Origin of the sequence: Alicyclobacillus sendaiensis NBRC 100866 (genome assembly GCF_001552675.1) — a bacterium.
In the GTDB taxonomy this organism is placed as follows: domain Bacteria; phylum Bacillota; class Bacilli; order Alicyclobacillales; family Alicyclobacillaceae; genus Alicyclobacillus; species Alicyclobacillus sendaiensis.
The window spans coordinates 1-21,180 of sequence record NZ_BCRQ01000029.1 but is presented as its reverse complement, the minus strand read 5'-3'; the positions used below and the strand labels follow the sequence as shown (position 1 = coordinate 21,180).

18 protein-coding genes and 1 pseudogene are annotated in these 21,180 nt (G+C 65.1%); 5 read left to right on the top strand and 14 right to left on the bottom strand.

The genetic code is table 11. The features are described 5' to 3' along the window. Positions 1-57 precede the first annotated feature (57 nt). From AS26_RS07410 to cyoE, 4 genes are all read right to left on the bottom strand, one after another. Positions 58-1,191 (bottom strand): zinc-dependent alcohol dehydrogenase family protein, encoded by a 1,134-nt coding sequence (locus AS26_RS07410; RefSeq protein ID WP_157068459.1) that lies wholly within the window; start codon positions 1,189-1,191, stop codon positions 58-60. A 32-nt stretch (positions 1,192-1,223) separates the two neighbouring features. Further along, entirely contained in the window at positions 1,224-1,397 is a 174-nt protein-coding gene (locus AS26_RS15025) for a hypothetical protein (protein ID WP_505592644.1), read from the bottom strand. Beyond that, entirely contained in the window at positions 1,394-1,660 is a 267-nt protein-coding gene (locus AS26_RS15020; protein ID WP_062307880.1) for an MDR/zinc-dependent alcohol dehydrogenase-like family protein, read from the bottom strand. Before AS26_RS15020 ends, AS26_RS15025 begins: the two co-directional genes overlap by 4 nt. A gap of 169 nt (positions 1,661-1,829) precedes the next feature. Further along, a complete protein-coding gene (gene cyoE / locus AS26_RS07400; protein WP_062307878.1) occupies positions 1,830-2,756 on the bottom strand; it encodes a heme o synthase in 927 nt (308 codons plus the stop codon). Positions 2,757-2,990: 234 nt separating this feature from the next. Between cyoE and AS26_RS07395 the strand changes: the two genes are divergently transcribed. Beyond that, positions 2,991-3,956 (top strand): MraY family glycosyltransferase, encoded by a 966-nt coding sequence (locus AS26_RS07395; RefSeq protein WP_062307877.1) that lies wholly within the window; start codon positions 2,991-2,993, stop codon positions 3,954-3,956. Positions 3,957-4,206: 250 nt separating this feature from the next. Further along, positions 4,207-6,921 carry an aconitate hydratase AcnA gene (gene acnA / locus AS26_RS07390; RefSeq protein ID WP_062307874.1) on the top strand — a complete coding sequence of 905 codons (2,715 nt, stop codon included), beginning with the start codon at positions 4,207-4,209 and terminating at the stop codon, positions 6,919-6,921. Positions 6,922-7,148: 227 nt separating this feature from the next. On the opposite strand, the pseudogene AS26_RS07385 reads toward acnA, so the two are convergent. The 3 genes and pseudogenes from AS26_RS07385 to AS26_RS07375 form a co-directional block, all read right to left on the bottom strand. Further along, positions 7,149-7,915: pseudogene (locus AS26_RS07385) on the bottom strand (glycogen debranching N-terminal domain-containing protein). Between the two features lie 25 nt (positions 7,916-7,940). Further along, positions 7,941-8,939: a LacI family DNA-binding transcriptional regulator gene (locus AS26_RS07380; protein ID WP_062307869.1), complete on the bottom strand. Its 999-nt coding sequence runs from the start codon at positions 8,937-8,939 to the stop codon at positions 7,941-7,943. Between the two features lie 254 nt (positions 8,940-9,193). After that, positions 9,194-10,360 (bottom strand): iron-containing alcohol dehydrogenase, encoded by a 1,167-nt coding sequence (locus AS26_RS07375; RefSeq protein ID WP_062307868.1) that lies wholly within the window; start codon positions 10,358-10,360, stop codon positions 9,194-9,196. Between the two features lie 144 nt (positions 10,361-10,504). Between AS26_RS07375 and AS26_RS07370 the strand changes: the two genes are divergently transcribed. After that, positions 10,505-11,410, top strand: a complete 906-nt coding sequence (locus AS26_RS07370; protein WP_062307867.1) for a DMT family transporter — start codon at positions 10,505-10,507, stop codon at positions 11,408-11,410. 57 nt (positions 11,411-11,467) lie between these two features. Then, the gene (locus AS26_RS07365; protein ID WP_062307864.1) at positions 11,468-12,742 is read left to right on the top strand and encodes a BaiN/RdsA family NAD(P)/FAD-dependent oxidoreductase; all 1,275 of its coding nucleotides are present in this window, start codon (positions 11,468-11,470) and stop codon (positions 12,740-12,742) included. 65 nt (positions 12,743-12,807) lie between these two features. Here the strand turns inward: AS26_RS07365 and AS26_RS07360 are convergent, their stop codons facing one another. Next, entirely contained in the window at positions 12,808-13,002 is a 195-nt protein-coding gene (locus AS26_RS07360) for a hypothetical protein (RefSeq protein ID WP_008336644.1), read from the bottom strand. Positions 13,003-13,094: 92 nt separating this feature from the next. Between AS26_RS07360 and AS26_RS07355 the strand changes: the two genes are divergently transcribed. Continuing rightward, positions 13,095-13,694 (top strand): Maf family protein, encoded by a 600-nt coding sequence (locus AS26_RS07355; protein ID WP_062307862.1) that lies wholly within the window; start codon positions 13,095-13,097, stop codon positions 13,692-13,694. Between the two features lie 4 nt (positions 13,695-13,698). On the opposite strand, the gene AS26_RS07350 is transcribed toward AS26_RS07355, so the two are convergent. From AS26_RS07350 to AS26_RS07325, 6 genes are all read right to left on the bottom strand, one after another. Next, a complete protein-coding gene (locus tag AS26_RS07350; protein ID WP_062307860.1) occupies positions 13,699-14,865 on the bottom strand; it encodes an alpha-hydroxy-acid oxidizing protein in 1,167 nt (388 codons plus the stop codon). 12 nt (positions 14,866-14,877) lie between these two features. Then, positions 14,878-16,557, bottom strand: a complete 1,680-nt coding sequence (locus AS26_RS07345; RefSeq protein WP_062307858.1) for a long-chain fatty acid--CoA ligase — start codon at positions 16,555-16,557, stop codon at positions 14,878-14,880. 38 nt (positions 16,558-16,595) lie between these two features. Then, positions 16,596-17,573, bottom strand: coding sequence for an alpha-ketoacid dehydrogenase subunit beta (locus AS26_RS07340; RefSeq protein ID WP_062307856.1), 978 nt, complete (start codon positions 17,571-17,573; stop codon positions 16,596-16,598). 1 nt (position 17,574) lies between these two features. Continuing rightward, the gene (gene pdhA / locus AS26_RS07335) at positions 17,575-18,642 is read right to left on the bottom strand and encodes a pyruvate dehydrogenase (acetyl-transferring) E1 component subunit alpha (RefSeq protein ID WP_062307915.1); all 1,068 of its coding nucleotides are present in this window, start codon (positions 18,640-18,642) and stop codon (positions 17,575-17,577) included. A gap of 32 nt (positions 18,643-18,674) precedes the next feature. Then, positions 18,675-19,760: a class I SAM-dependent methyltransferase gene (locus AS26_RS07330; RefSeq protein ID WP_373278161.1), complete on the bottom strand. Its 1,086-nt coding sequence runs from the start codon at positions 19,758-19,760 to the stop codon at positions 18,675-18,677. A 161-nt stretch (positions 19,761-19,921) separates the two neighbouring features. After that, positions 19,922-21,088 carry a trans-sulfuration enzyme family protein gene (locus tag AS26_RS07325; protein ID WP_062307854.1) on the bottom strand — a complete coding sequence of 389 codons (1,167 nt, stop codon included), beginning with the start codon at positions 21,086-21,088 and terminating at the stop codon, positions 19,922-19,924. Positions 21,089-21,180 lie beyond the last annotated feature (92 nt).

Here is a 21,180-nt window from a genome sequence, read left to right as displayed (position 1 = left end):
TGAGGTCCCAAGACGGATCTTACCGAACGAGGGCCCGTCCTTCAACCAATACGCGGATCACGCGCCGCTCATGCGCACGACGATGCGCACCGCCTGGCCCGCGGCGAGGCGATCGAAGCCCTCGTTGATGTGGTCGAGATCGATCACGTCGGACACCAGCCGGTCGACCGGGAGCCTTCCCTGCTGAAACAGCGAGATGAAGCGCGGGATGTCGCGCGACGGGATGCAGCTTCCGAGGTAAGAGCCGCGAATGGTGCGCTCCTCGGCCGCAAGCATCACCTGGGGCACGCTCCACGTGTGGCGCGGGTCCGGCAGCCCGGTGGTTACGGTCGTGCCGCCGCGCCGCGTGACCTGAAAGGCCGTCGTCATGGCTGCGACGGAGCCGGCCGTCTCAAACACGTACTCCAAGCCGCCCCCCGAATCGGCGCGCACCTTGTCGATCACGCCGGGATCCCGCGCGTCGTAGACGTGCGTCGCGCCGAGTTCGCGCGCGAACGCGAGTTTCTCGGGGTTCACGTCGATGGCCGCGATGTGCCGGGCGGATGACGCCACGGCGCCGAGCAGCGCGGCGAGACCCACGCCGCCGAGGCCGACGACGGCGACCGAGGCGCCGACGGGGACGCGCGCCGTGTTGACGACCGCGCCGACGCCCGTCATGACCGCGCAGCCGAACAGCGCCGCGTGTTCGAACGGCAGGGACGGGTCCACTTTGACGAGCGAGCGACGCGAGACGACCGCGTAGTCGCTGAAGGCGGACACGCCGAGGTGATGATGGACCGGTTGGTTGCCCAGGCGAAGCCTGCGCGCGCCCGAGAGCAGCGTGCCGCGGCCGTTGGCCAGAGCGCCCGGCTCGCAAAGGGCGGGCCGGCCCTCCTGACACGGGCCGCAATGCCCGCAGCTTGGCACGAAGGCGCAGACGACGTGATCGCCAGGTGCGAGGTCGGTCACGCCCTCGCCTAGTTCCACCACCTCGCCGGCCGCTTCGTGGCCGAGCGCCATGGGCATCGGGCGCGGGCGGGCGCCCTCAATGACGGATAGATCGGAATGACATAGGCCAGTGGCCCGCACCCGGATCAGGACCTCGCCCGGGCCCGGAGGGTCCAATTCCAACGTCTCCAGGCGAAGCGGCTTGCTGGACGCGTAAGGCCGCTTCGCGCTCATCTGCATCAAGATCGCGGCTCGCGTGTGCACACACGATGCCTCCCTTCGCATGCTTGACGCGATCACGCAAACGCCGTGATCACATTGAAGCCTTTGGTCTCGAACCGCTGCATGCGGTCGAACACGTCGTTCAACTCGGCGAGCCCCAGCGCGTCGATGCTGACGTGTGCGCCCCTGCGCGTGACCTGCTTGATGGCCTTGAACACGCGCTCCTCGCGCCGGCTGTTGATGGTCACCGCCGCGCCTTCTCGAGCTTGCCGTCGTCGATGTCCACTGCAATCACCTGCGCGCCGATGGCGTGGGCCACTTGAATCGCGGACAGCCCACGCCACCCGCGCCGTGCACGGCCACCCACTCGCCCTACCAGATGTGAACGTCGCTCCGACACACGCCGGCCGCGCGGGACGTAGACGATGGCGTCCTCCGGGCCGGGCTCCGGATCGGAGGCGGTTTCGATGGAAAAGGGCGTGCGAAATGCGTGCAATCGCGCAGCTTTCACAACTGGAACATCCTTTCATCCATGAAATACAAAGACGAGCGCGGCGGAGCCGAAACCGTTTACACTCATAGGAAAGCCCAGTCTCTCCGCGATGTCAATAGAACGCGAGATGCGCGAAGCCCCTGCGACCGGCCTGGCGCAGGGGCTTCGTTCACCACAGGTTCGTTCCTCACAGGATGGAAACCGAGAGCACGGAGACGACGCAGAGAGCGGTGAGATAGATGAGCGAAAAGCGGAAGACCCGGTTGGCCCACTCCATGTCCTTCTCCGGGGGAATGAACAATCCTTTCACCGCGAGGGCCAAAAACCAGAGCCCAAGCGCGCCCATGACCACGAAATACAGCCAGCCCTCGGCGCCGAGTACGGTGAGCATCAGCGAGACAGGCACCATGGCGGCCGTGTAGATCACAATTTGCCGCTTCGTCTCGCGAAATCCTCGGACGACGGGGAGCATCGGCACGCCGGCCGCCCGGTAATCCTCCGTCTTTTTCATGGCAAGCGGCAGGAAGTGCGGGGGCTGCCACAAAAAGAACGTGAAAAACAAACACCAGGCCGCGAGAGACAGCGTCCCGCCGCTTCCGGCCACCCAGCCAATCAGCGGCGGCATGGCGCCGGACACGCCGCCAAGCACGGTGTTCAAGGTAGTATGCCGCTTGAACCAGACGGTGTACAGGTAGGAATACACGAAAAGGCCCACAAACGCGCAGACCGCAGACTGCCAATTGACGCCCACGAGCAGCACCGCAAGGCCCGTGGCGCTCATGGCAAGCCCAATGCCGAGCGCCGCACCGGGAGAGACCTTTCCGCGCGCGACGGCGCGCATCTTCGTGCGCGGCATGCGCTGATCGATGTCGCGATCGTAAAAGTTGTTGAGTGCCGCACCCCCTGCCACCACGAACATCGTGCCGACAAGTGTCAAAAGCATGATGTTGAGTGGCGGATGGCCGCTCGAAGCCACCCACAGTCCGGCGAACGTCGCCATCAGGTTGGCGACGGTGATCCCCCACTTCATAATCGAAAGATAATCGCGAAGCGTGGCCCGCGCGGATTCAACGCCCTTCGGGGGCTCCTGATACACAATGCCGTTTGCTTGCAACGGTTCATCACATCCTTCGCCGTAAGGCCACGAGAGTCGATGATCGCCTTCAGCTGGCCATCATTTCCCGCTCATTATGTTTGCAAAGCCCGCGCGGAAACTCAACGGCTCCGCCCCATTTGTCATCTAACGGACATACTTTGATCCCTGAAAAGACACAGATTGCAGTATAGCCCTGTCGGGTCGTGTTTAGTATAATTGCCGTGGAATGACACGAGCTAGGGAGAGAAACGTATGCCCCTTTGGCTGTCGGGTATCCTCGCTTTCGCGCTCGCCTACCTGCTGGCGCCGCCCATGCGAAAAGTCGCGCTCCGATACCGTTTCGTCGATCTGCCGAACGAACGCAAAATTCACCGCGATCCGCTTCCGCTCCTCGGGGGTGCCGCGATTTTCGCCGGCGTGCTTGGTTCGTTTCTCGTGGGCGCCCTGTGGAGAAATTGGCTCGAGACCCCGTATCTCGGCGTCGTGATTGGCGCGTCGATGCTGTTTATCATCGGGCTGCTTGACGACTACTATAAGACGAGAGGCAAGGACTTCTCCGTTGGCATTCGCTTCGTGGTGCAGATCCTCGCGGCGCTCATGGTGCCGCTTTTCGGCGGCGCCATCCAGGGATTCACGTCCCCATTCGGAGGCCACCACTTTGTGGCGATCCCCCCCTATCTCTCGCTCTTTCTCACGCTCCTCTGGATTGTGGGCGTGACGAACGTCTTCAACTTCCTGGATGGCGTCGACGGCCTCGCGGCAGGCATCGCGGCCATCTCAGCCACCACGCTGTTTTTTGTGGCTCTCATCAAGGGCGACATGGCCTCCGCCTGGTTCGCAATGGCGGTAACCGGCGCCGCCGTCGGATTCCTGCGCCACAACTTCTATCCGGCGCGCATCATTATGGGCGACGCGGGGTCCACCGTGCTCGGCTATCTGCTCGCATCCATCGCGTCGGTGGGCGCGTTTAAGTCGGCCACCGTGGTGTCCATTGGCGTGCCCATCCTGGCGCTTGGCGTTCCCATCTTCGACGCGGTTCGCGTGGTCTTCCTGCGGGCCCGAGCCGGCCGACCGGTGTACAAGCCGGATCAGAACCACGTGCACCACTGGCTGTTGCGGCTCGGTCTGACGCAGGTGCAAACGGTGACCGTGGTCTACCTCATCAGCGCCTGCTTCTCGCTCGTGTCGATGCTCGTTTTGCTTCTCAACCGCGGCTAGTCCATGCGCCGCCCGCCCGGCCTTCCCGGCCGGGCCTTTTCTTTTGGCACCATCGCCTGACGCGAGGCACCTTGCGTAAATTCCTCCATGGTAGTAGAGTGACAGAGGACTCGTCTCGTGCGAACGCTTCCACGCCCTCAGCCGCTCCAGGTTTTCGATATCGGTATCGGCAATCTGGATGAGGATTCGACAGATCCCAGGGATGCGTCGCAAAATAGAGGCAGAAACCAGATAGAAGGAGTGAGTCAAGGTGGGCGCCAATCTGTTTCAAGCCAAACAGACTCTCACCGTTGGCGGGAAGTCCTACACCTATTACCGCCTGAGTGCTCTTGAGGAGCAAGGCGTAGCCGACATCTCCCGCCTCCCCATTTCAATTAAAATCCTTCTGGAATCCGTGCTTCGCCAGTACGACGGCCGCGTCATCACCGAGCAACACGTGCGCGAGCTCGCCAACTGGAACGCGGCAAACCCGGCGAAATCCGAGGTCCCCTTTAAGCCTGCGCGCATCCTCCTTCAAGATTTCACCGGCGTGCCCGTCGTGGTGGATCTGGCGGCGATGCGCACGGCGATGCACAAGCTCGGCGGCAATCCGAAGCGAATCAACCCGCTCATTCCGGTGGATCTCGTCATCGACCACTCGGTCCAGGTGGACGCGTTCGGTTCCAAAGAAGCGCTTGAGTTCAACATCGCCAAGGAATTCGAGCGCAACGAGGAGCGCTACCGCTTCCTCCGCTGGGCGCAAACCGCCTTTGACAACTTCCGTGCGGTTCCCCCAGGAATGGGCATCGTCCACCAGGTCAACCTGGAGTACCTCGCGCGCGTCGTGCAGGAGCGCACGGTCGACGGCGAACAGGTCGTGTTCCCGGACAGCCTCGTCGGCACCGACTCGCACACGACGATGATCAACGGCGTCGGCGTCCTCGGCTGGGGCGTGGGCGGCATCGAAGCCGAAGCGTGCATGCTCGGCCAGCCCTTGTATTTCGTGCAGCCCGAGGTCATCGGCTTCAAGCTGACCGGCAAGCTGCCCGAGGGGGCGACCGCGACCGATCTCGCCCTGACGGTCGTGAACATGCTGCGCAAGAAAGGCGTCGTCGGCAAGTTCGTCGAGTTCTACGGCGCCGGTCTGTCCAACATCAGCGTCGCGGACCGCGCGACCATCGCCAACATGGCGCCCGAATACGGCGCGACGATGGGCTTCTTCCCCATCGATCAGGCGACGCTCGATTACCTGCGGCTCACCGGCCGCGACGAATCGCTCATCCAGCTCGTCGAGGCGTACGCGAAGGCGCAGGGCATGTTCCGCACGGACGACATGCCGGACCCTGTGTTCACCGACACGCTGGAGCTCGATCTCGGCTCTGTCCAGCCGACCATGGCCGGTCCAAAGCGCCCGCAGGACAAGATCTTCCTCTCGGACATGAAGAAAAACTTCGAGGCTGCGCTTGAAAAGCCGGTGTCGGAGGGCGGTTTCGGGCTTGCGGACCAGCGCGAGAAGACGGCGGTTGTCGAATATCCAGACGGAAAGAAGGACGAACTGCACCACGGCGCGGTCGTGATCGCGGCTATCACGAGCTGCACCAACACGTCCAACCCGTCCGTCATGATCGGCGCAGGGCTGTTGGCGAAAAAGGCCGTGGAGAAGGGCCTCAAGACGCCGCGCTACGTGAAGACATCGCTCGCTCCCGGATCGCGCGTCGTGACGGATTACCTGGAGCGCGCCGGCCTGCTCGAACCACTCTCCAAGCTCGGCTTTGACGTCGTCGGCTACGGCTGCACCACGTGCATCGGGAACAGCGGGCCGCTGCCAGAGGAAGTGGCGAAGGCGATTCAGGAAAACGACCTGCTCGTCTCTGCGGTGCTGTCAGGCAACCGCAACTTCGAGGGACGCATCCACTCGCTCGTGCGCGCCAACTATCTGGCTTCGCCGCCGCTCGTCGTGGCGTACGCCATCGCGGGCACGGTGGACATCGATCTCGTCAACGAGCCCATCGGCAAGGACGAGAACGGCAACGACGTGTTCCTGAGGGACATCTGGCCGTCGAACGAGGAAATTCAGGCGGTGATTCGCCAGATCATCCATCCGGAGATGTTCAAGAAGGAATACGAGAGCGTGTTCAACCGGAACGAGCGGTGGAACAAGCTGGACGTCCCGAAGGGCGAGTTGTACGAGTGGGATCCGAACTCGACGTACATCCAGGAGCCTCCGTTCTTCGAGGGGCTGTCGGAGAAGGTCCCGGACATCCAGGAGATCCAAGGCGCTCGCGTGCTGGCCTATCTCGGCGACTCCGTGACCACGGACCACATCTCGCCTGCGGGCAGCATCGCCCCGTCGAGCCCGGCTGGGCAATACCTGCAGCAGAAGGGTGTGAAGCCGCACGAGTTCAACTCGTACGGTTCGCGCCGCGGCAACCACGAGGTGATGATGCGCGGCACGTTCGCGAACATCCGCATCCGCAACAAGGTGGCGCCTGGCACGGAGGGCGGCTACACTACCTACTTCCCGACGGGCGAAGTGATGCCCATCTACGACGCGGCGATGAAGTACAAGGCCGATGGCACACCGCTCGTGGTCATCGCCGGCAAGGAGTACGGGACGGGTTCGTCCCGCGACTGGGCGGCAAAAGGCACCTACTTGCTCGGCGTGAAGGCCGTGATCGCGGAGAGCTTTGAGCGCATCCACCGCAGCAACCTGGTCGGCATGGGCGTGCTGCCACTCGAGTTCGTCGAAGGACAGAATGCGGAGACGCTTGGCCTCACCGGACGCGAGGTGTACACCATCAAGGGGTTGTCGAACGACCTCAAGCCGCGCCAGACAGTCACCGTCGAAGTGACCCGCGAGGACGGATCGTCGTTCACGTTCCCCGCGCTCGTCCGGCTCGACAGCGACATCGAGGTGGATTACTACCGCAACGGCGGCATCCTGCAGACCGTGCTTCGCAACTTCATGCGCGAGCAACGCGCGTAATCCCCATCGAAGAAGGGGCTGTCCCCACCGTGCTGACGCACGGCAGGGCAGCCCCTTCGTTTTGCAATCGAGACTAGCGAGGTGTCTCAGCCTTTGAGCCCAGCTTGCGACACGCCGTGAATCCTCAAAAAGTCGGCAGGCCGTAGATGTGCCCCTGCCAGGTGAACGCGTCGAGCAGGTTCTTCTGGAAGGCGGAGAGATCGAGGTGATCCTGCTTGATGAAGCTGTCAAGCGGCATGATGGCGCCCGAAGCCTCGAGCGTCGGCGCGTAGGACCGAATCCACGTAGAAGATGTCCGGCGCATCGTGCGCGGCGAGCTTTTCTCCATCGAGCGCCATCGCAATCTCGCCGCCCTCCTCCCAGGCGAGCGCCCACTCCACGCGACCGCCGGGCTCGAGATGAATCCGCAGTTTCCCCCTGCCCACGCCGTCCGACGCCGTCCACCGCACGGGTGACGCGCCGCCCGCATGCGTGGAACCCGCCGTGAGTTCGACCTGCGTCTCCCAGGTTCGCCTGTCGGACGACCCATAGGCAAAACTGCAAACGTTTCCGGACGCGCGGGTTCGGATCGCTCGTTCGGGCGCCTCCACCCGGAAGCCCCGCACCTCGAACATGTCCGCGAAATCCGCCGCGACCTCGTAGATCACCGTGAGGCGCACGGCGCGATCGCCAAAATGGCGCACGATACCGCTTTCTTGAAAGCAATATCCGTCCACGCGCTGCCTGCGCTCCACCAGCAGGCTTTCGCGCGGAGGCTCGTCGTCCGCGCGCGGAGGGCGGTTCGTGTAACGGTACACCATTCCGAGCCGGACGCCTGGACGGCGTCCAACGTGACACACACGTCGGGATCCATCCGCCAGACCAGCGTCGAGAGCAAGCGCGTGTCCCTGGTGTACAGGCCGTGTCCGGAAACGTTTTCAAACCCGTGTGCGCTCAGGCCCTCTGCGTCTACGTGCCAAAACAGGTCGTCTTCTTTGATGACCCATCCATGCACGAGACCTCTCCCCCCGTTGAAGTGCTCAGGCCGTCTCGCGCACGACGAGTTGCGGTGGCAACAGCGTGCCCGATGGCATCTCGCCCTTTTCCAGCATATGGACGAGCATCTTGGCCGCTTCGCAGCCCATCTCGTACCGCGGCTGAGCGATGGTGGTCAGCGCAGGCGTCACGAAGCGGGCGAGATCGATATCGTCAAACCCGACCACCGCGAGATCTTCTGGAACGCGGATGCCCGCCGCCCTGCAGTGTTGGAGGCCCCCGATGGCCATGAGATCGCTCGCGAAGAAGACGCCATCCACGTCCGGCGCTCGAGCGAGCAGTTCCGCGAGCGCGCGCTGGCCCCCTTCGAGCGTGAAATCGCCATAGACCACGAGCCGGTCATCGTAGACCCCGACGTATTGGCGCACCGCTTCCTCGAACCCCCGCAACCGCTCGCGGCTCACCGCAGCGTGCGCGGCGCCGTTGACAAAACCGATGCGCCTGCACCCTCGAGACACGAGGCGCCTGACCGCGTAGCGCGCGCCGTTCACGTTGTCCGTCATCACGTAGCCGCAGTGCCGACTGAGGAGCGGCAGGTCGATCACGACGCTCGGCAAAGTCGACTCGACGACCTCCTCGACGTACGGATCATCCAGGCGAATGCCCGTGACAATCACGCCGTCCAGCCCTCGCGCTCGGCAAAAGTCGACATAGCTCACGAGCTGCTGACGGGCCGTATCCGTGCTGACCAGCGTGACGTCGTACCCGTACTCGGCGAGCGTGTCGTGTACGCCGACCAAGACGTCGTAGAGAAAGTGGTGGCCACCTTTGCGAAAATCGGACACCAAGAGCCCGATGTTCTGGCTCTTCCTGAGCACGAGGCTCCTCGCCACATGGCTCGGGCGATAGTTCAGCTGCTTGGCGACTTCAATCACGCGCTGGCGCGTCTCTTCACCGACGTCCTGAGCGCCGTTCAGCGCCCTGGACACAGTCGTAACGGAAACGCCTGCTGCGCGCGCCACATCGCGAATGGTGACTCTCATGGCGGCAAACCCCTTTCGCGAGCCTCCGGCGCATCCGAAACGTTTTCGGCGACGCAGACCAACCACTCGCGAGTCAACCTCACTATAACCGAAAACGTTTTGGAAACGCAAGAAAGAACGTGATGTCGTCGTGCACCTGAAGCTCGTTCAGCCGCGCCGTCGGGCCGCCGCGGGGATGGGGAGATCTTTCGGACGCAGCGCACCTCCCCTGCCCCGCGCGCGGCGACCCGCCCGTCACGGCACCGGCGCGCGATTCACAGGCTCGCGCGCAAAATGTTCAAGACGTCTTCCTTGCCGAGCTTCCGGAAGTGGCCGATGTCTCCGAACCGCACGGCCTGCGCCGCCATGCGCTCCAGCTGATCATCGCCGATGCCGTAATCCGCCAAGCGCTGTGGGGCGCCAATCTCCTTGTAGAATTGCCGCACCTTCTCGATGGCGATGTCGGCCAACTCCTCGTCCGATTTCCCTGTACCGTCCACCAAAAATACGTTGGTGGCAAGCGACGCAAATCGGCTCGGATCCACGTCTTTGACATACTCCATCCAGCGCGGGAACAGGATGGCCAAGCCCCCGCCGTGCGGGATGTCGTAGAGGGCGCTCACCTCATGCTCCATGGCGTGGCAAGCCCAGTCGCCGACGATGCCCATGGAGATCATCCCGTTCAGCGCCATGGTGCCGCAGTACATGATGGTCTCGCGGGCGTCGTAATCGGTCGGATGGTCCACAGCGCGCTTCGCGTATTCCACGATGGTCCGCATCACGGCCTCAATCAGGTGTCGCTGCAGCGGCGCGTGGCGCGTCGGGTGGAAGTAGTGTTCGAAGCAGTGTGCGAGCATGTCGCAGATGCCATACACCGTCTGATCCCGCGGCACCGTGAATGTGTTTTCCGGATCGCAGAAGGAGAAGACCGGATACGTGTACGGCGAACTCGCGCCGAGCTTCTCCTTGGTCTCCCAATTCGTGATCACCCCGCCCGCGTTCATCTCCGATCCGGTCGCGGCGAGCGTGAGGATGGTGCCGAGCGGCAGCGCGCCCGTCGCCCGCGCCTTCCGCTGATAGATGTCCCAGACGTCTCCGTCGAACTTCGCGCCCATGGCGATGGCCTTGCCGCAGTCGAGCACCGATCCGCCGCCCACCGCGAGGATGAGATCGATCTGGTGCTGTCGGCACATCTCGATTCCCTTGTACACCGTCGTGAGCCGCGGGTTCGGCTCGACGCCGCCCAACTCAAACACGGTGACGCCCGCGTCCTTCAAGATGTTCATGACCTTGTCGTACAGCCCAAACCGCTTGATGCTGCCCCCGCCGTAGAGAAGGAGCACGCGCCTGCCAATCTTGAGCACTTCATCCGCCAGGTGCTTTTCGATTTGCCCTTTCCCGTAGTAGAGCGTCGTCGGGTTGTGAAAGCGAAAAGGTTCCATGTTCAATCCCCCATGTCACGTGTCACGCACGTTTCGTCAGTAGCTCATTCATTGTAACAGCTTCGAGGCCCGTGTCCAAAGCCGCCGTTCTCTCTCGCGCATCCTCCGCATATACATGGGTTGTCCGCGAGCGGAGGTGAGACCATGGCGTCCCCGGGACTCTTGGCTGCCATCGGGAGCGCGGCCGCCTACGCGCTTTCCTACGTGTGCCTTCGCAAGGGCCAGGCCGATTCCTCGCCTCCCGACAGCGGACTTCTCCCCGTGCTCAGCACGAGCCTCGCGGTGCTTTTGGCCATCGCCCCAGCGGGGCTCGCACGGCACCGCGGCACACTTCTGCCCGTGCGCGGTGATGCCCTCGCCTTCGCCTGCCTTTCGGGCGTCATCGGCACGTTTCTCGGCAGGCGCCTGTTGTACCACGCCGTTCAGCGCCTCGGCGCCGTGCGCGGCGTGGTGCTCAAAGGACTGAGCCCTGTCGCCACGGTGTTCCTCGCCTACGCCTTCCTCGGCGATCCCGTCTCGTGGCGCGTGATGGCGGGCCTCGCAGGCGTGCTCGGCGCCATTTTGCTCTTGGCGCTCGAGAATCGCGCCCGTCCCACGCGTGATCGCGCCATCTTCTCGTCCGGCGCCCTTGTCGGCGTCGCGGCGGCGATGTTCCAAGGCGTGGGACACGTGTTCCGGCGCGTCTCGCTCGCGAGCGGCGCTCCGCCCATGGGATCTGCGGTGATCGACGTCGCCATCGCAACCCTCGCCTGTCTCGTCAGCTTTGCCGTCGAAGGCAGGCTCCTTCCGCTGCTTCGGCACTACAAAGACCACCTGTCCCCGTGGCTGCTCGCGGCGGGCGCGTCGAGCGCAGGGGGCGTCCTGCTGTTTTTCGTCAGCGCAAACCTCGTCCCCGTGAGCACCGTGGCGACGCTCGCCGCCTCGGAGCCCGTGTTTGTCGCCCTTTTCTCCTGGCTCCTCGTGCCACATCTCGAGCGACCGAGCTTCTACAGCGCGTCCGCCGCGTGTTTGGTCGGGCTTGCCACCCTGATGCTCTCGCAGGGGCCCTAGTTGCCGATGGCCCCGCCTTGCCGTACACTTCAGGACAGAAATGGGGCGGGATCAGAAATGACGGATGTCGTGGTCATCGGCGGCGGACCGGCGGGGCTTTTGGCGGCCATCGCCGCGCGGGAAGCGGGCGCCAGCGTCTTGCTGATTGAAAAAGGAAACCGGCTGGGGCGCAAGTTGGCCATCTCGGGCGGCGGGCGCTGCAATGTGACCAACGCGAAGCCCTTGCCCGACTTGATGCAAAACATCCTGGGAAATCCGAAGTTCCTCTATTCGTCGCTCCACCGCTTTGGCAACGAGGACATCATCCGGTTTTTCGAATCCCTCGGGGTGAAACTGAAGGAAGAGGATCGCGGCCGCATGTTCCCCGTGTCGGACGACGCCCGCACGGTCGTGCAGGCCGTCGTGCGGCATGCGGAGCGCGTCGGCGTCCAGGTTCGCCTGCAGACGCCCGTCGCGCGCATTCTGACGCAAGACGGAAGATTGACGGGCGTCGAGACCGAGCGCGGCGAGACCATCGCTGCGTCGGCGTGCGTCATCGCCACGGGGGGCGCGAGCGTCCCGCAGACGGGATCGACCGGCGATGGCTATTGGTTCGCGGCATCCGTGGGGCACACCATCGTGCCGCCGTACCCGACCGCCGTGCCCATCACGTCCGATCACCCTTGGATTCGTGAGCGAAGGCTCCAGGGCCTGTCCCTCTACGATATCGAGTTGTCCATCTTCCGGGGCGACAAGCGCCTCACCGCCGAGCCGGGCGATCTCGTCTTCACCCACTTTGGGCTGAGCGGTCCGGCGGCGCTGCGCGCGAGTCACTATGTCACCGTTTCCTTGCGCGACAAGCCGGGCGCGCCGCTCACGGCTTCCATCGACGTGCGGCCGCATTGGGCGATGGAGGACTGGATGGCCCTCTTCAAGTCCGCGCGCGAGCGCCATCCCAGGCGGCGGCTGCGCACCGAACTCGAGGGGCATCTGCCGGATCGCCTCGCGGCGTTCGTCCTGCACGAGGCGCGGGTCGACGGCGAGGTGCCGCTCGCGCAGACGTCGCACGAGTCGTTGACGAGGGTATCGCGCGCACTCAAGCGGCTCTCCATTCCCGTGACGGGAACACTTCCCCTGGAGAAGGCCACCGTGACGGGCGGCGGGGTGAGCGTCAAAGAGATCGATCCGAAGACAATGGGGTCGAAACTCTGCGCGGGCCTTTATTTCGCGGGCGAGGTGATGGACGTTCACGCGCACACAGGCGGCTACAACATCACCATCGCCTTTTCCACGGGGCACACGGCAGGAACCGAAGCGGCGCGCTACGCGCTGGCCCGGCTCGCGGAGGTCTGAGGCCGCGAAAGCGCGCGGGGCACAGGTTCAACTGTGCCCCGCGGTTCGCTCCGAGCTGAAAGGATTCAGATCTGTTCGTCGCGCACCGACGCGCCGTATTCGCCGTCGAGCGCTCGGGCATAACGTCCGTAGGACGGATTGCCATGGCGAGAGGCACTGCCGACTTTTTCGCCGCGGCGCATCGCGCGGCTCGCTTCAGCGCTCATCACCGGGCCGGAAGCTTCATCGCCCCGGCCAATCGACTTTCGCCGCGATGTCATGCCACCTTCGCCTCCTTGCCGCTCGGAGCTACCTTTACGGTGCGCATGAGCCGCGCGCCCATGCATGCAATTTGAGGAAGGAGCAATGCGCCATGCACGTCATTCTGGCGTCGGGATCGCCGAGAAGGCGAGAGCTGTTGACCATGCTCGGCGTGAACTTCTCCGTGCGGCCGAGCCACGCCGACGAGACCGTGTCGCCCGGTGTGGGTCCAGCGGACGCGGTGTTGGAGCTCGCGCGCCGGAAGGCGGGGGCCGTGTGGGGCCGGCTCGACGCGGCGGAGCGGCGGGAGGCCATCATCGTCGCGGCCGACACCGTCGTCGCCCTCGATGGGGATATCCTGGGCAAGCCGCGCGATGCCGATCACGCCCTCGCCATGTTGAAACGGCTTCGCGGCCGCGCGCACCGGGTGTACACGGGCCTCTGCGTGCGCACGGCCGATGCCGAAGAGGTCGCCTTCGCCGAGACGGAGGTGCACATGCGAGATAGGGACGACGCGTGGCTCGAGCGGTACGTGGCCACCGGGGAGCCGATGGACAAGGCGGGCGCGTACGCGATTCAGGGCTACGGAAGCCTGCTGGTGGCGTCCATTGCGGGCGACTACTACAACGTCGTCGGCCTGCCGCTCGGGCTTTTGGACGAGGTATTCACGCGCATGGGCCTCGAGTTGACCCCCCTCCGCCCTCTGACCTGACGCGCTACGCGCGGGCGAGGACGCTTGCGTCGAGCGTCGCAATCGATCGGTGGCCGGACAGGGCCATGGTGAGGTCCAAGTCCGCGAGCAAATACCGAAGCACCGTCTCTACCCCGCGCTCGCCGTCAACGGCGAGGCCGTACGCGTACAGCCGGCCCACCAGCACCGCATTCGCGCTGAGCGCGACGGCCTTCACGATGTCGGAGCCGCGGCGAATCCCGCCGTCCATCAGGACCACCTTGTCGGGGCCCACGCGTTCGCGGACGGCCACCAGCGCGTCCAGCGACGCGACGGCGCCGTCCACCTGCCGGCCGCCGTGGTTCGAGACGATGACGCCATCCGCCCCGCGGCGAAATGCCTCCTCGGCGTCGTCCGGGTGGAGAATGCCCTTCAACAGAAGCGGGAAACCCGTCGTTTGCCGCAGCCAATCGAAATCGTCCCACGTGAGCCCCGGGTGCCCGAAGATCTGCGTCCAAAGGAGGATGGCGCCCGCCGGATCTTCCTCGGGCGGCCGGCGGAGTTTGGCGCGAAACGCGGGATCCGAGAGGTAGTTGCCGAGCCCTTCCCCAAGCAAAAAGGGCAGGTAGGCGCGCTCGAGATCCCGCTCTCGCCAGGCCATCATGGGGGTGTCGAGCGTGACGACGAGCGCCTTGCAGCCGGCGGACTCGGCGCGGCGCACGAAACTTTGCGCAATCTCGCGGTCCTTCGACCAGTACAGCTGGAACCACAGCTCGGCGCCCGGCGCCTCGTCGGCGATGGTCTCAAGCGGCGCAGTGGAGGCCGAACTCACCACGTACGGCAGTCCCAGCTTCGCGGCACCCCGCGCCGCCGCCACATCCCCATCGGCGTGCAGGATGGACTGGACGCCGATGGGCGCGAGCAGCACGGGATACGGCAGCCGCTCGCCGAGGAGCTCGGTCGACAGGTCTCGATCCGACACGTCGCGGAACACGCGCGGCACAATCCGCCACTTGGCGAACGCCTCCTCGTTCGCGCGCATCGTCTCGCCCCGGCCGGACGCGCCCGCGAGATACCAGAACGCTTCCTCCGACAACACCTCGCGCGCTCGCGCAACCCAGTCCTCCACCGAGATGCAAAGCGTTTCCCCGCGATACTGGCCCGTGAGGCGCATCTGATAAATCTGAAACTGCGCTTCGTTGCCGATGTTCATCCGCTTCACTCCTCAGGTCGATGTGACCTGCCGCTTCTTGCGCTCCTCCTCCTGCAGCACGCGCCAGAGGATTTTCCCGCTGCCCGACATCGGCAAGCTGTCGACGAACTCGATCTCGCGCGGGCACTTGTACGCCGCCATCTGCTCGTGGGCCCAGGCGATGATGTCCTCCGCCGTGACCTTGCCCTTGTGATCCTGCTTCAGGATGATGAACGCCTTCACGGTCTCGCCACGGCGCGCATCCGGGACGCCGACGACGCACGCCTGCTCCACAGCCGGATGTTTGTAGAGGATCGACTCCACCTCGGTGGGCCACACCTTGAACCCGGATGCGTTGATCATCCGCTTGAGGCGGTCCACGATAAAGAAATACCCTTCCTCGTCGTAACGGCCGAGATCGCCCGTCCGGAAGAACCGCTTGCCGTCCATCTCGACGAACGCCTTCTCGTTTTCCTCCGGGCGGTTCCAGTAGCCGAGGAAGACCTGCGGGCCGGAGACGAGAATCTCGCCTTCTTCGCCCGGGCCGAGCTCCGCAAGCGTCTCGGGATCCACGATGCGGGCGTCGACGTCAAACAGCGGGATGCCGGCGCACTGCAGCTTGGCGCGATCCGGCGGGTTGGTGTGCGTCTGTGCGATGGTCTCGGACAGGCCATAGCCCTCGACGTAGTCGAGGCCGGTGAGCGCCTTGAGCCGCTCGCCCACCGCCTTGGGGAGCGTCGCGCCTCCCCCGCCGACCACCATGAGCGAAGACAAGTCGTACGACTCGATGCGCGGATTAGCGAGGAAATCCACGACCATGGTCGCGATGTTCGTCCAGTGCGTCACGTGCAGCTTTTCGATGAGTTCCGCCGCTGTCTCGCGGTCCCAGCGGGTGAGGATGGCGAACGTGTTGCCGCAGTAGATGGGCGCGTTCATGCTGTGCTCCATGCCAGTCACATGGAAGAACGGCAGCGTTGCGAGCGCCACGCCATCCGGCGTCACGCCGTTCCAGACGACGGCGCAGACGATGTTGGCCTGCACGGTCCGGTGCGCGTGCATGCAGCCCTTGGGCACGCCGGTGGTGCCGGACGTGTAGGGGATGACGGCGAGATGGTCCGCTGTGGCTTCGCTCGGCCGCGGGGCAAATCCAGATGTAAGCGCTTGCGGCCAGGGCACGAGCGCCGGGTGATCGAGGGGCATGCGCGGCGCCGCGACCACATCCGGGACGCGGTGCGAGGGCTCGGGCGGCAAGGCGTCGCCATAACAGGCGACGACGACTTTGTCGATCGCGCCTGCCTCCACGAGCGGCCGGACGCGATCGACCAGCTCCTGGCCGACGATGGCGACGCGCGCGCCGGAATCCTCGAAGTAGAAGGGAAGTTCGTTCGCCACGAGCATCGGATTCAAGGGTACGACGACGGCGTCGGCGCGCAGGATGGCGTAGTACGCCGCGACGAACTGCGGCGAATTCTGCATGTAGAGCGCGACGCGATCGCCGGGGTTCACGCCGAGGCCGTGCTGAAGATAGCCGGCGAGCGCCTCGACCTCAGCGTGCAGCTCCTGGTACGAGATGCGCCGCCCGTAGTAGTAGATGGCTGTCTTCTCGGGGTAACGCTGCGCGGAGACGGCGAGGTTGTGGTGGACGGGCGTGCGGGGTACGGTCAGCGTCTTCGGCACCCGCTTGGGCCAATGGGCAAAGTGTCGGGTGAACATCGAATCCCTCCTTCAGACGTCCGTCGCTGTGTTGGGCGTCAGATTTCCATCGCGCGCTCGATAGCCCGCACCACGCGCGTCACGCTGGGAAGCCAGGCGTCCTCGAGCGAAGCCGGCGGATACGGCGTGTCAAGCCCGGCCACGCGCAGGACGGGCGCCTGCAGGTGATAAAACGCGAGATCCATGATGGAGGCGGCGATTTCGGCGCCGAGGCCGGCGTACTGCACCGCCTCGTGGACCACGACGGCGCGGCCCGTCTTCTCCACCGACGCCTGGAGGGCGGATCGGTCGAGCGGCGCGAGTGTGCGCAAGTCGAGCACCTCACACGAAATGCCCTTTGCTGCCGCCTGCGCCGCGGCCGACTCCGCCACCGGCACGGTGGGCCCCCAGGCGACGAGGGTGACGTCGGCCCCCTCGCGGCGGATGGCGGCTCGGCCGAGCGGTACCTCGTAGTCATCCTCTGGCACCTCTTCCCGGAAGGCGCGATACAGCCGGATGGGTTCGAGGAACACGACGGGATCGGGCGAACGGATGGCGCTGAGCAAAAGCCCCTTGGCGTCGTAGGGGCGGCTCGGCGTCACGACGACGAGCCCCGGCGTGTGGGCAAAGAGCGCCTCTAAGCTGTCCGAGTGCAGCTCCGGCGTGCGCACGCCGCCGCCATAGGGAGCGCGAATCACCGCGGGGGCCGTGAACCGCCCCTGTGTGCGGAAGCGGATGCGCGCGAGCTGCGCCGCGATTTGATCCATGGCCTCGTACGCAAAGCCGAGAAACTGAATCTCGGCGACAGGTTTCATGCCGGCCATGGCGAGGCCCACCGCCGTCCCGACGATGGCCTTCTCCGCGAGGGGGGTGTCCACGACGCGCGACTCGCCGAATTCGGCCTGCAGCCCGTCCGTGGCGCGAAAGACGCCCCCGTTTTTCCCCACATCCTCGCCGAAGACCAGCACGCGCGGATCGCCGCGAAGCGCGATGGCGAGCGCATCCCGAATGGCCTCGATCATCGTCCACCTGGGCATGTCAGCGCGCCTCCTTTCCGCGTTCGGCGAGTTGAAGCGCGAGCCCCTCCGGGACCTCGGCGTACACGTGGCGCGCGGCGTCCTCGAGGGATTTGTGCGGGTACGCCTCCATCTCGGCCACCGCCTGGCACACGCGTGCCTCGGCCTCCGCTTCACAAGCCGCCTGCCGCTCGTCGTCCCAGAGCCCCTGCCGCGTGAGCCAGAGCCTGAGCCGGACGAGCGGGTCTTTGGCCGCGGCCCACCGCTCCACGTCGGCCGCCTCGCGGTACCTGGACGGATCGTCCGCGGTGGTGTGCGGACCGAGGCGGTACGTGACGGCCTCGATGAGCGTCGGGCCGTCCCCGCGGCGCGCGCGATCCGCGGCGTAGCGCATGGCCTGGTACACCGCAAAGACGTCGTTCCCGTCCACCCGGACGCCCTCCACTCCGTACGCGATGGCCTTTTGCGCGATGGTCGGCGACGCCGTCTGCCGATGGACAGGCACGCTGATGGCGTACTGATTGTTCTGGCAGAACAACACGACGGGCAGGCGCATGACGGCGGCGAAGTTCATGCCCTCGTGAAAGTCGCCCTCCGATGTCGCGCCGTCGCCGAAGTAGGCCACGGCCATGTCGTCCGTCTGCTGCAGCTTGCACGCCCACCCGGCGCCCACCGCGTGCAAAATCTGCGCCGCGATGGCAATCTGAGGCGGCGCCATGCGAAACCCTTCCGGCATGCGGCCGGCGTCCGGGTGTCCGCGGCTCTTGAGCAGAGCGTGCGCCGGCTCCAGCCCGTGGTACATCAGGCCGGCAAGCTCGCGGTACGTGGGGAACACCCAGTCGGTTCGGCGCAGCACGGCGAAGCTGCCGATCTGCGCAGCCTCCTGGCCCCGAAACGGCGCATACGTTCCGATGCGCCCCTGGCGCTGCAGAAGTTGCGCGCGCTCATCGAACTTCCGGCAGAAGATCATGAACGGATACCAGCGGAGGGCGAGATCGGCCGCCTGATCCGGCAGCTCTCCCACCACTTCGCCCGCCTCATTGAGCACCTGATCCGGTGTTGTGTCACCCGTGAACCGGTAGACCTGCACGTCATCCACCCCGATTTCGCCGCTCGTCGCGCTCAGCGCGGCTGCGCCACGATGCCGTTGTGCGTCTTGATCCAGCCGTGGCGAAGAATATTGAATCCGTTTTCATAGAGGTATAGCCCCATTTGATCGACGGTCATCAGCTCGCGGTACGTGTAGTTCATCGCTTCCGCCATCACGTGGTAGAAGAGCTTGGTCCTCCACCCCAGCCTGGGCGTGGTCAGGATGGCGTAGCCGCCCGGGCGGAGGAACTTCCGGTGCCACTCGATGCACTCGGGTTTGTACTCGTCCGGAAAGTGCTCCAACAGCCCGACGCTCAGCACGATGTCGAACTCCCGCCCAAACGGCAGCTTGCGGATGTCCGCCACCAGATACGCGAGGTTCATCTCACGGCGGTACCACGGGCGGGCCGATCCCGTCGCCGGATCGTACCCCAGAAACGGGTAATCCTCGGGAAAGTCGCCGAAGCGATGATCGCGGCAAAACGCGTCGTAATCCACCATGACCGCCTCGCCGCCGGGGTACATGGCGTAAAGCTGCATCGCCTCGTAGCCCTCGGCCGCCCCGAGGAACAGGATGCGAGGGCGCTTCACATCGAGCCCGCGAAACAGCGCGCGCTTGCCGCGCGGGTCCCAGATGGTGTCGGTGACGCGGTGCGCCAGGTTCCAGAGCGTGACCTGCTGCAATTCCGCGAAGACCGAGGCGATCTCGTCCGCGCGAAGCGAAGCCACGCTCTTCAGCGCGCGGCGCATGGCGGCCCGCTGCGCCTCCGGCCCGTCCTTCACGAACCAGCTGTGAAACGACCGGTTGAACATCTCCCAGCTCGTCTTCACCGGCATCGTGTCGCCGTGCCTCTCTTCCCAGAGCCTCTTTCCGGACGCGTAGTTCTCGACGCGGATCGGCTTGCCGACGTCCTTCCACCGGACGAGGGACCAGTCGCGAATTGGGCGCTCGACGATGAACCGGTCGAGCTCCTCGAGGCGCGGCGCGCGAAGATCGTAGCGAAACTGCGGGCCCAGGCGCGTCTCGCCGATGCGCACGGGATGCGCGCCGATGGGCGGCGCACCACCGGCTTCGGCGGCAGCGTCCCTCGGCTTGGACGGCACCTCCACACCCGCCACCCCCTTAGTTTCAGAGATGAAATATGATTTCGAAATCTTCGACACGAAACATGTTCGCCGCGCATCTCACAAAATCCTATGCGCGGGCCCCACGAATCCGCACCTTCGCCCGAAACGATACGGCCGATCCGCCTTGCGCAGGGCGAGATCGGCCGCGTCGTTCAACGCCTGCGGGAGAGCACCTGCTCCGCAGCGTAATCCAGCGCCTGGCTGAGGTCGTCGATGAGGTCCCCGATGTGCTCGATGCCCACCGACAGCCGCAGCAGCCTGTCCGTGATGCCCACCTTCTCCCGAATGTCCTCCGGAATGTCCGCGTGGGTCTGCCGGGTGGGGTAGGTGATGAGCGTCTCGACGCCGCCGAGGCTCTCCGCAAACGTAACGAGCTTCAAGTTCTCGAGGATAAACGGCACCATCCGCGCATCCAACACCTCGAAGGAAACCATGCTGCCGAACCCGGACGCCTGCTTCGCACACACGGCCTTTCCGGGATGCGTGTCGAGGCCGGGATAATACACCTTGACGACGTCGTCGCGCGCGTCGAGCCAGGCCGCAATGGCGCTCGCGTTCATGGCCGACCGCTCCATGCGGATGGCGAGCGTCTTCATGCCGCGCATGAGAAGCCAGGCGTCCTGCGGCCCGAGCACGGCGCCGATGGAGTTCTGGACGAAGTACAGCCGCTCGGCGATCTCGTCCGATTTGGCCACGACGAGGCCGGCCAGCACATCGTTGTGGCCGCCCAAAAACTTGGTGGCCGAGTGCACCACGATGTCCGCGCCGAGCTCGATGGGGCGCTGGAAATATGGCGTCATGAATGTGTTGTCGACGATGGTCAGAAGACCGCGCCGGCGCGCAAAGAGGCTCACCGCGGCGATATCGGTGATCTGCATGGTGGGATTGGTGGGCGTCTCGATGAACAGCGCCCGCGTGGTCTCCCGCAGCGCGGCTTCCACCTCGTCGAGGTGGCCGGTGTGCACGTACGTGGCCTCGATGCCGAGCGGGCGAAAGATGTGCTCCAGCACGCGGTACGTGCCGCCGTACAGATCGCTCGAGACGATGACGTGATCGCCTGGGGAAAACAGGGAGAAGACGGCGTGGACCGCGGCCATGCCGGAAGAAAACGCGAATCCGCGGGCGCCGCCCTCGAGCTCCGCGATAGCGTCCTCCAGGATCTTGCGCGTCGGATTGAGCGTCCGCGTATAGTCGAAACCGGTGCTCTGGCCGAGCGCCGGGTGCGCGTAGGTGGTGGAATGGTAAATTGGAGCAGACACGGCTCCGGTCCTGGGATCCTGGCGATTCCCAATCTGGGCCAGCTTCGACTCGATCTTCAACGTGGTCGGCTCCCTTCCTGCACTCGATTCACAAGCGATAGAGAAAATGTACAGAGGCGCACGCCGGGCGTCAAGGCGCTCTGCGCGACGCG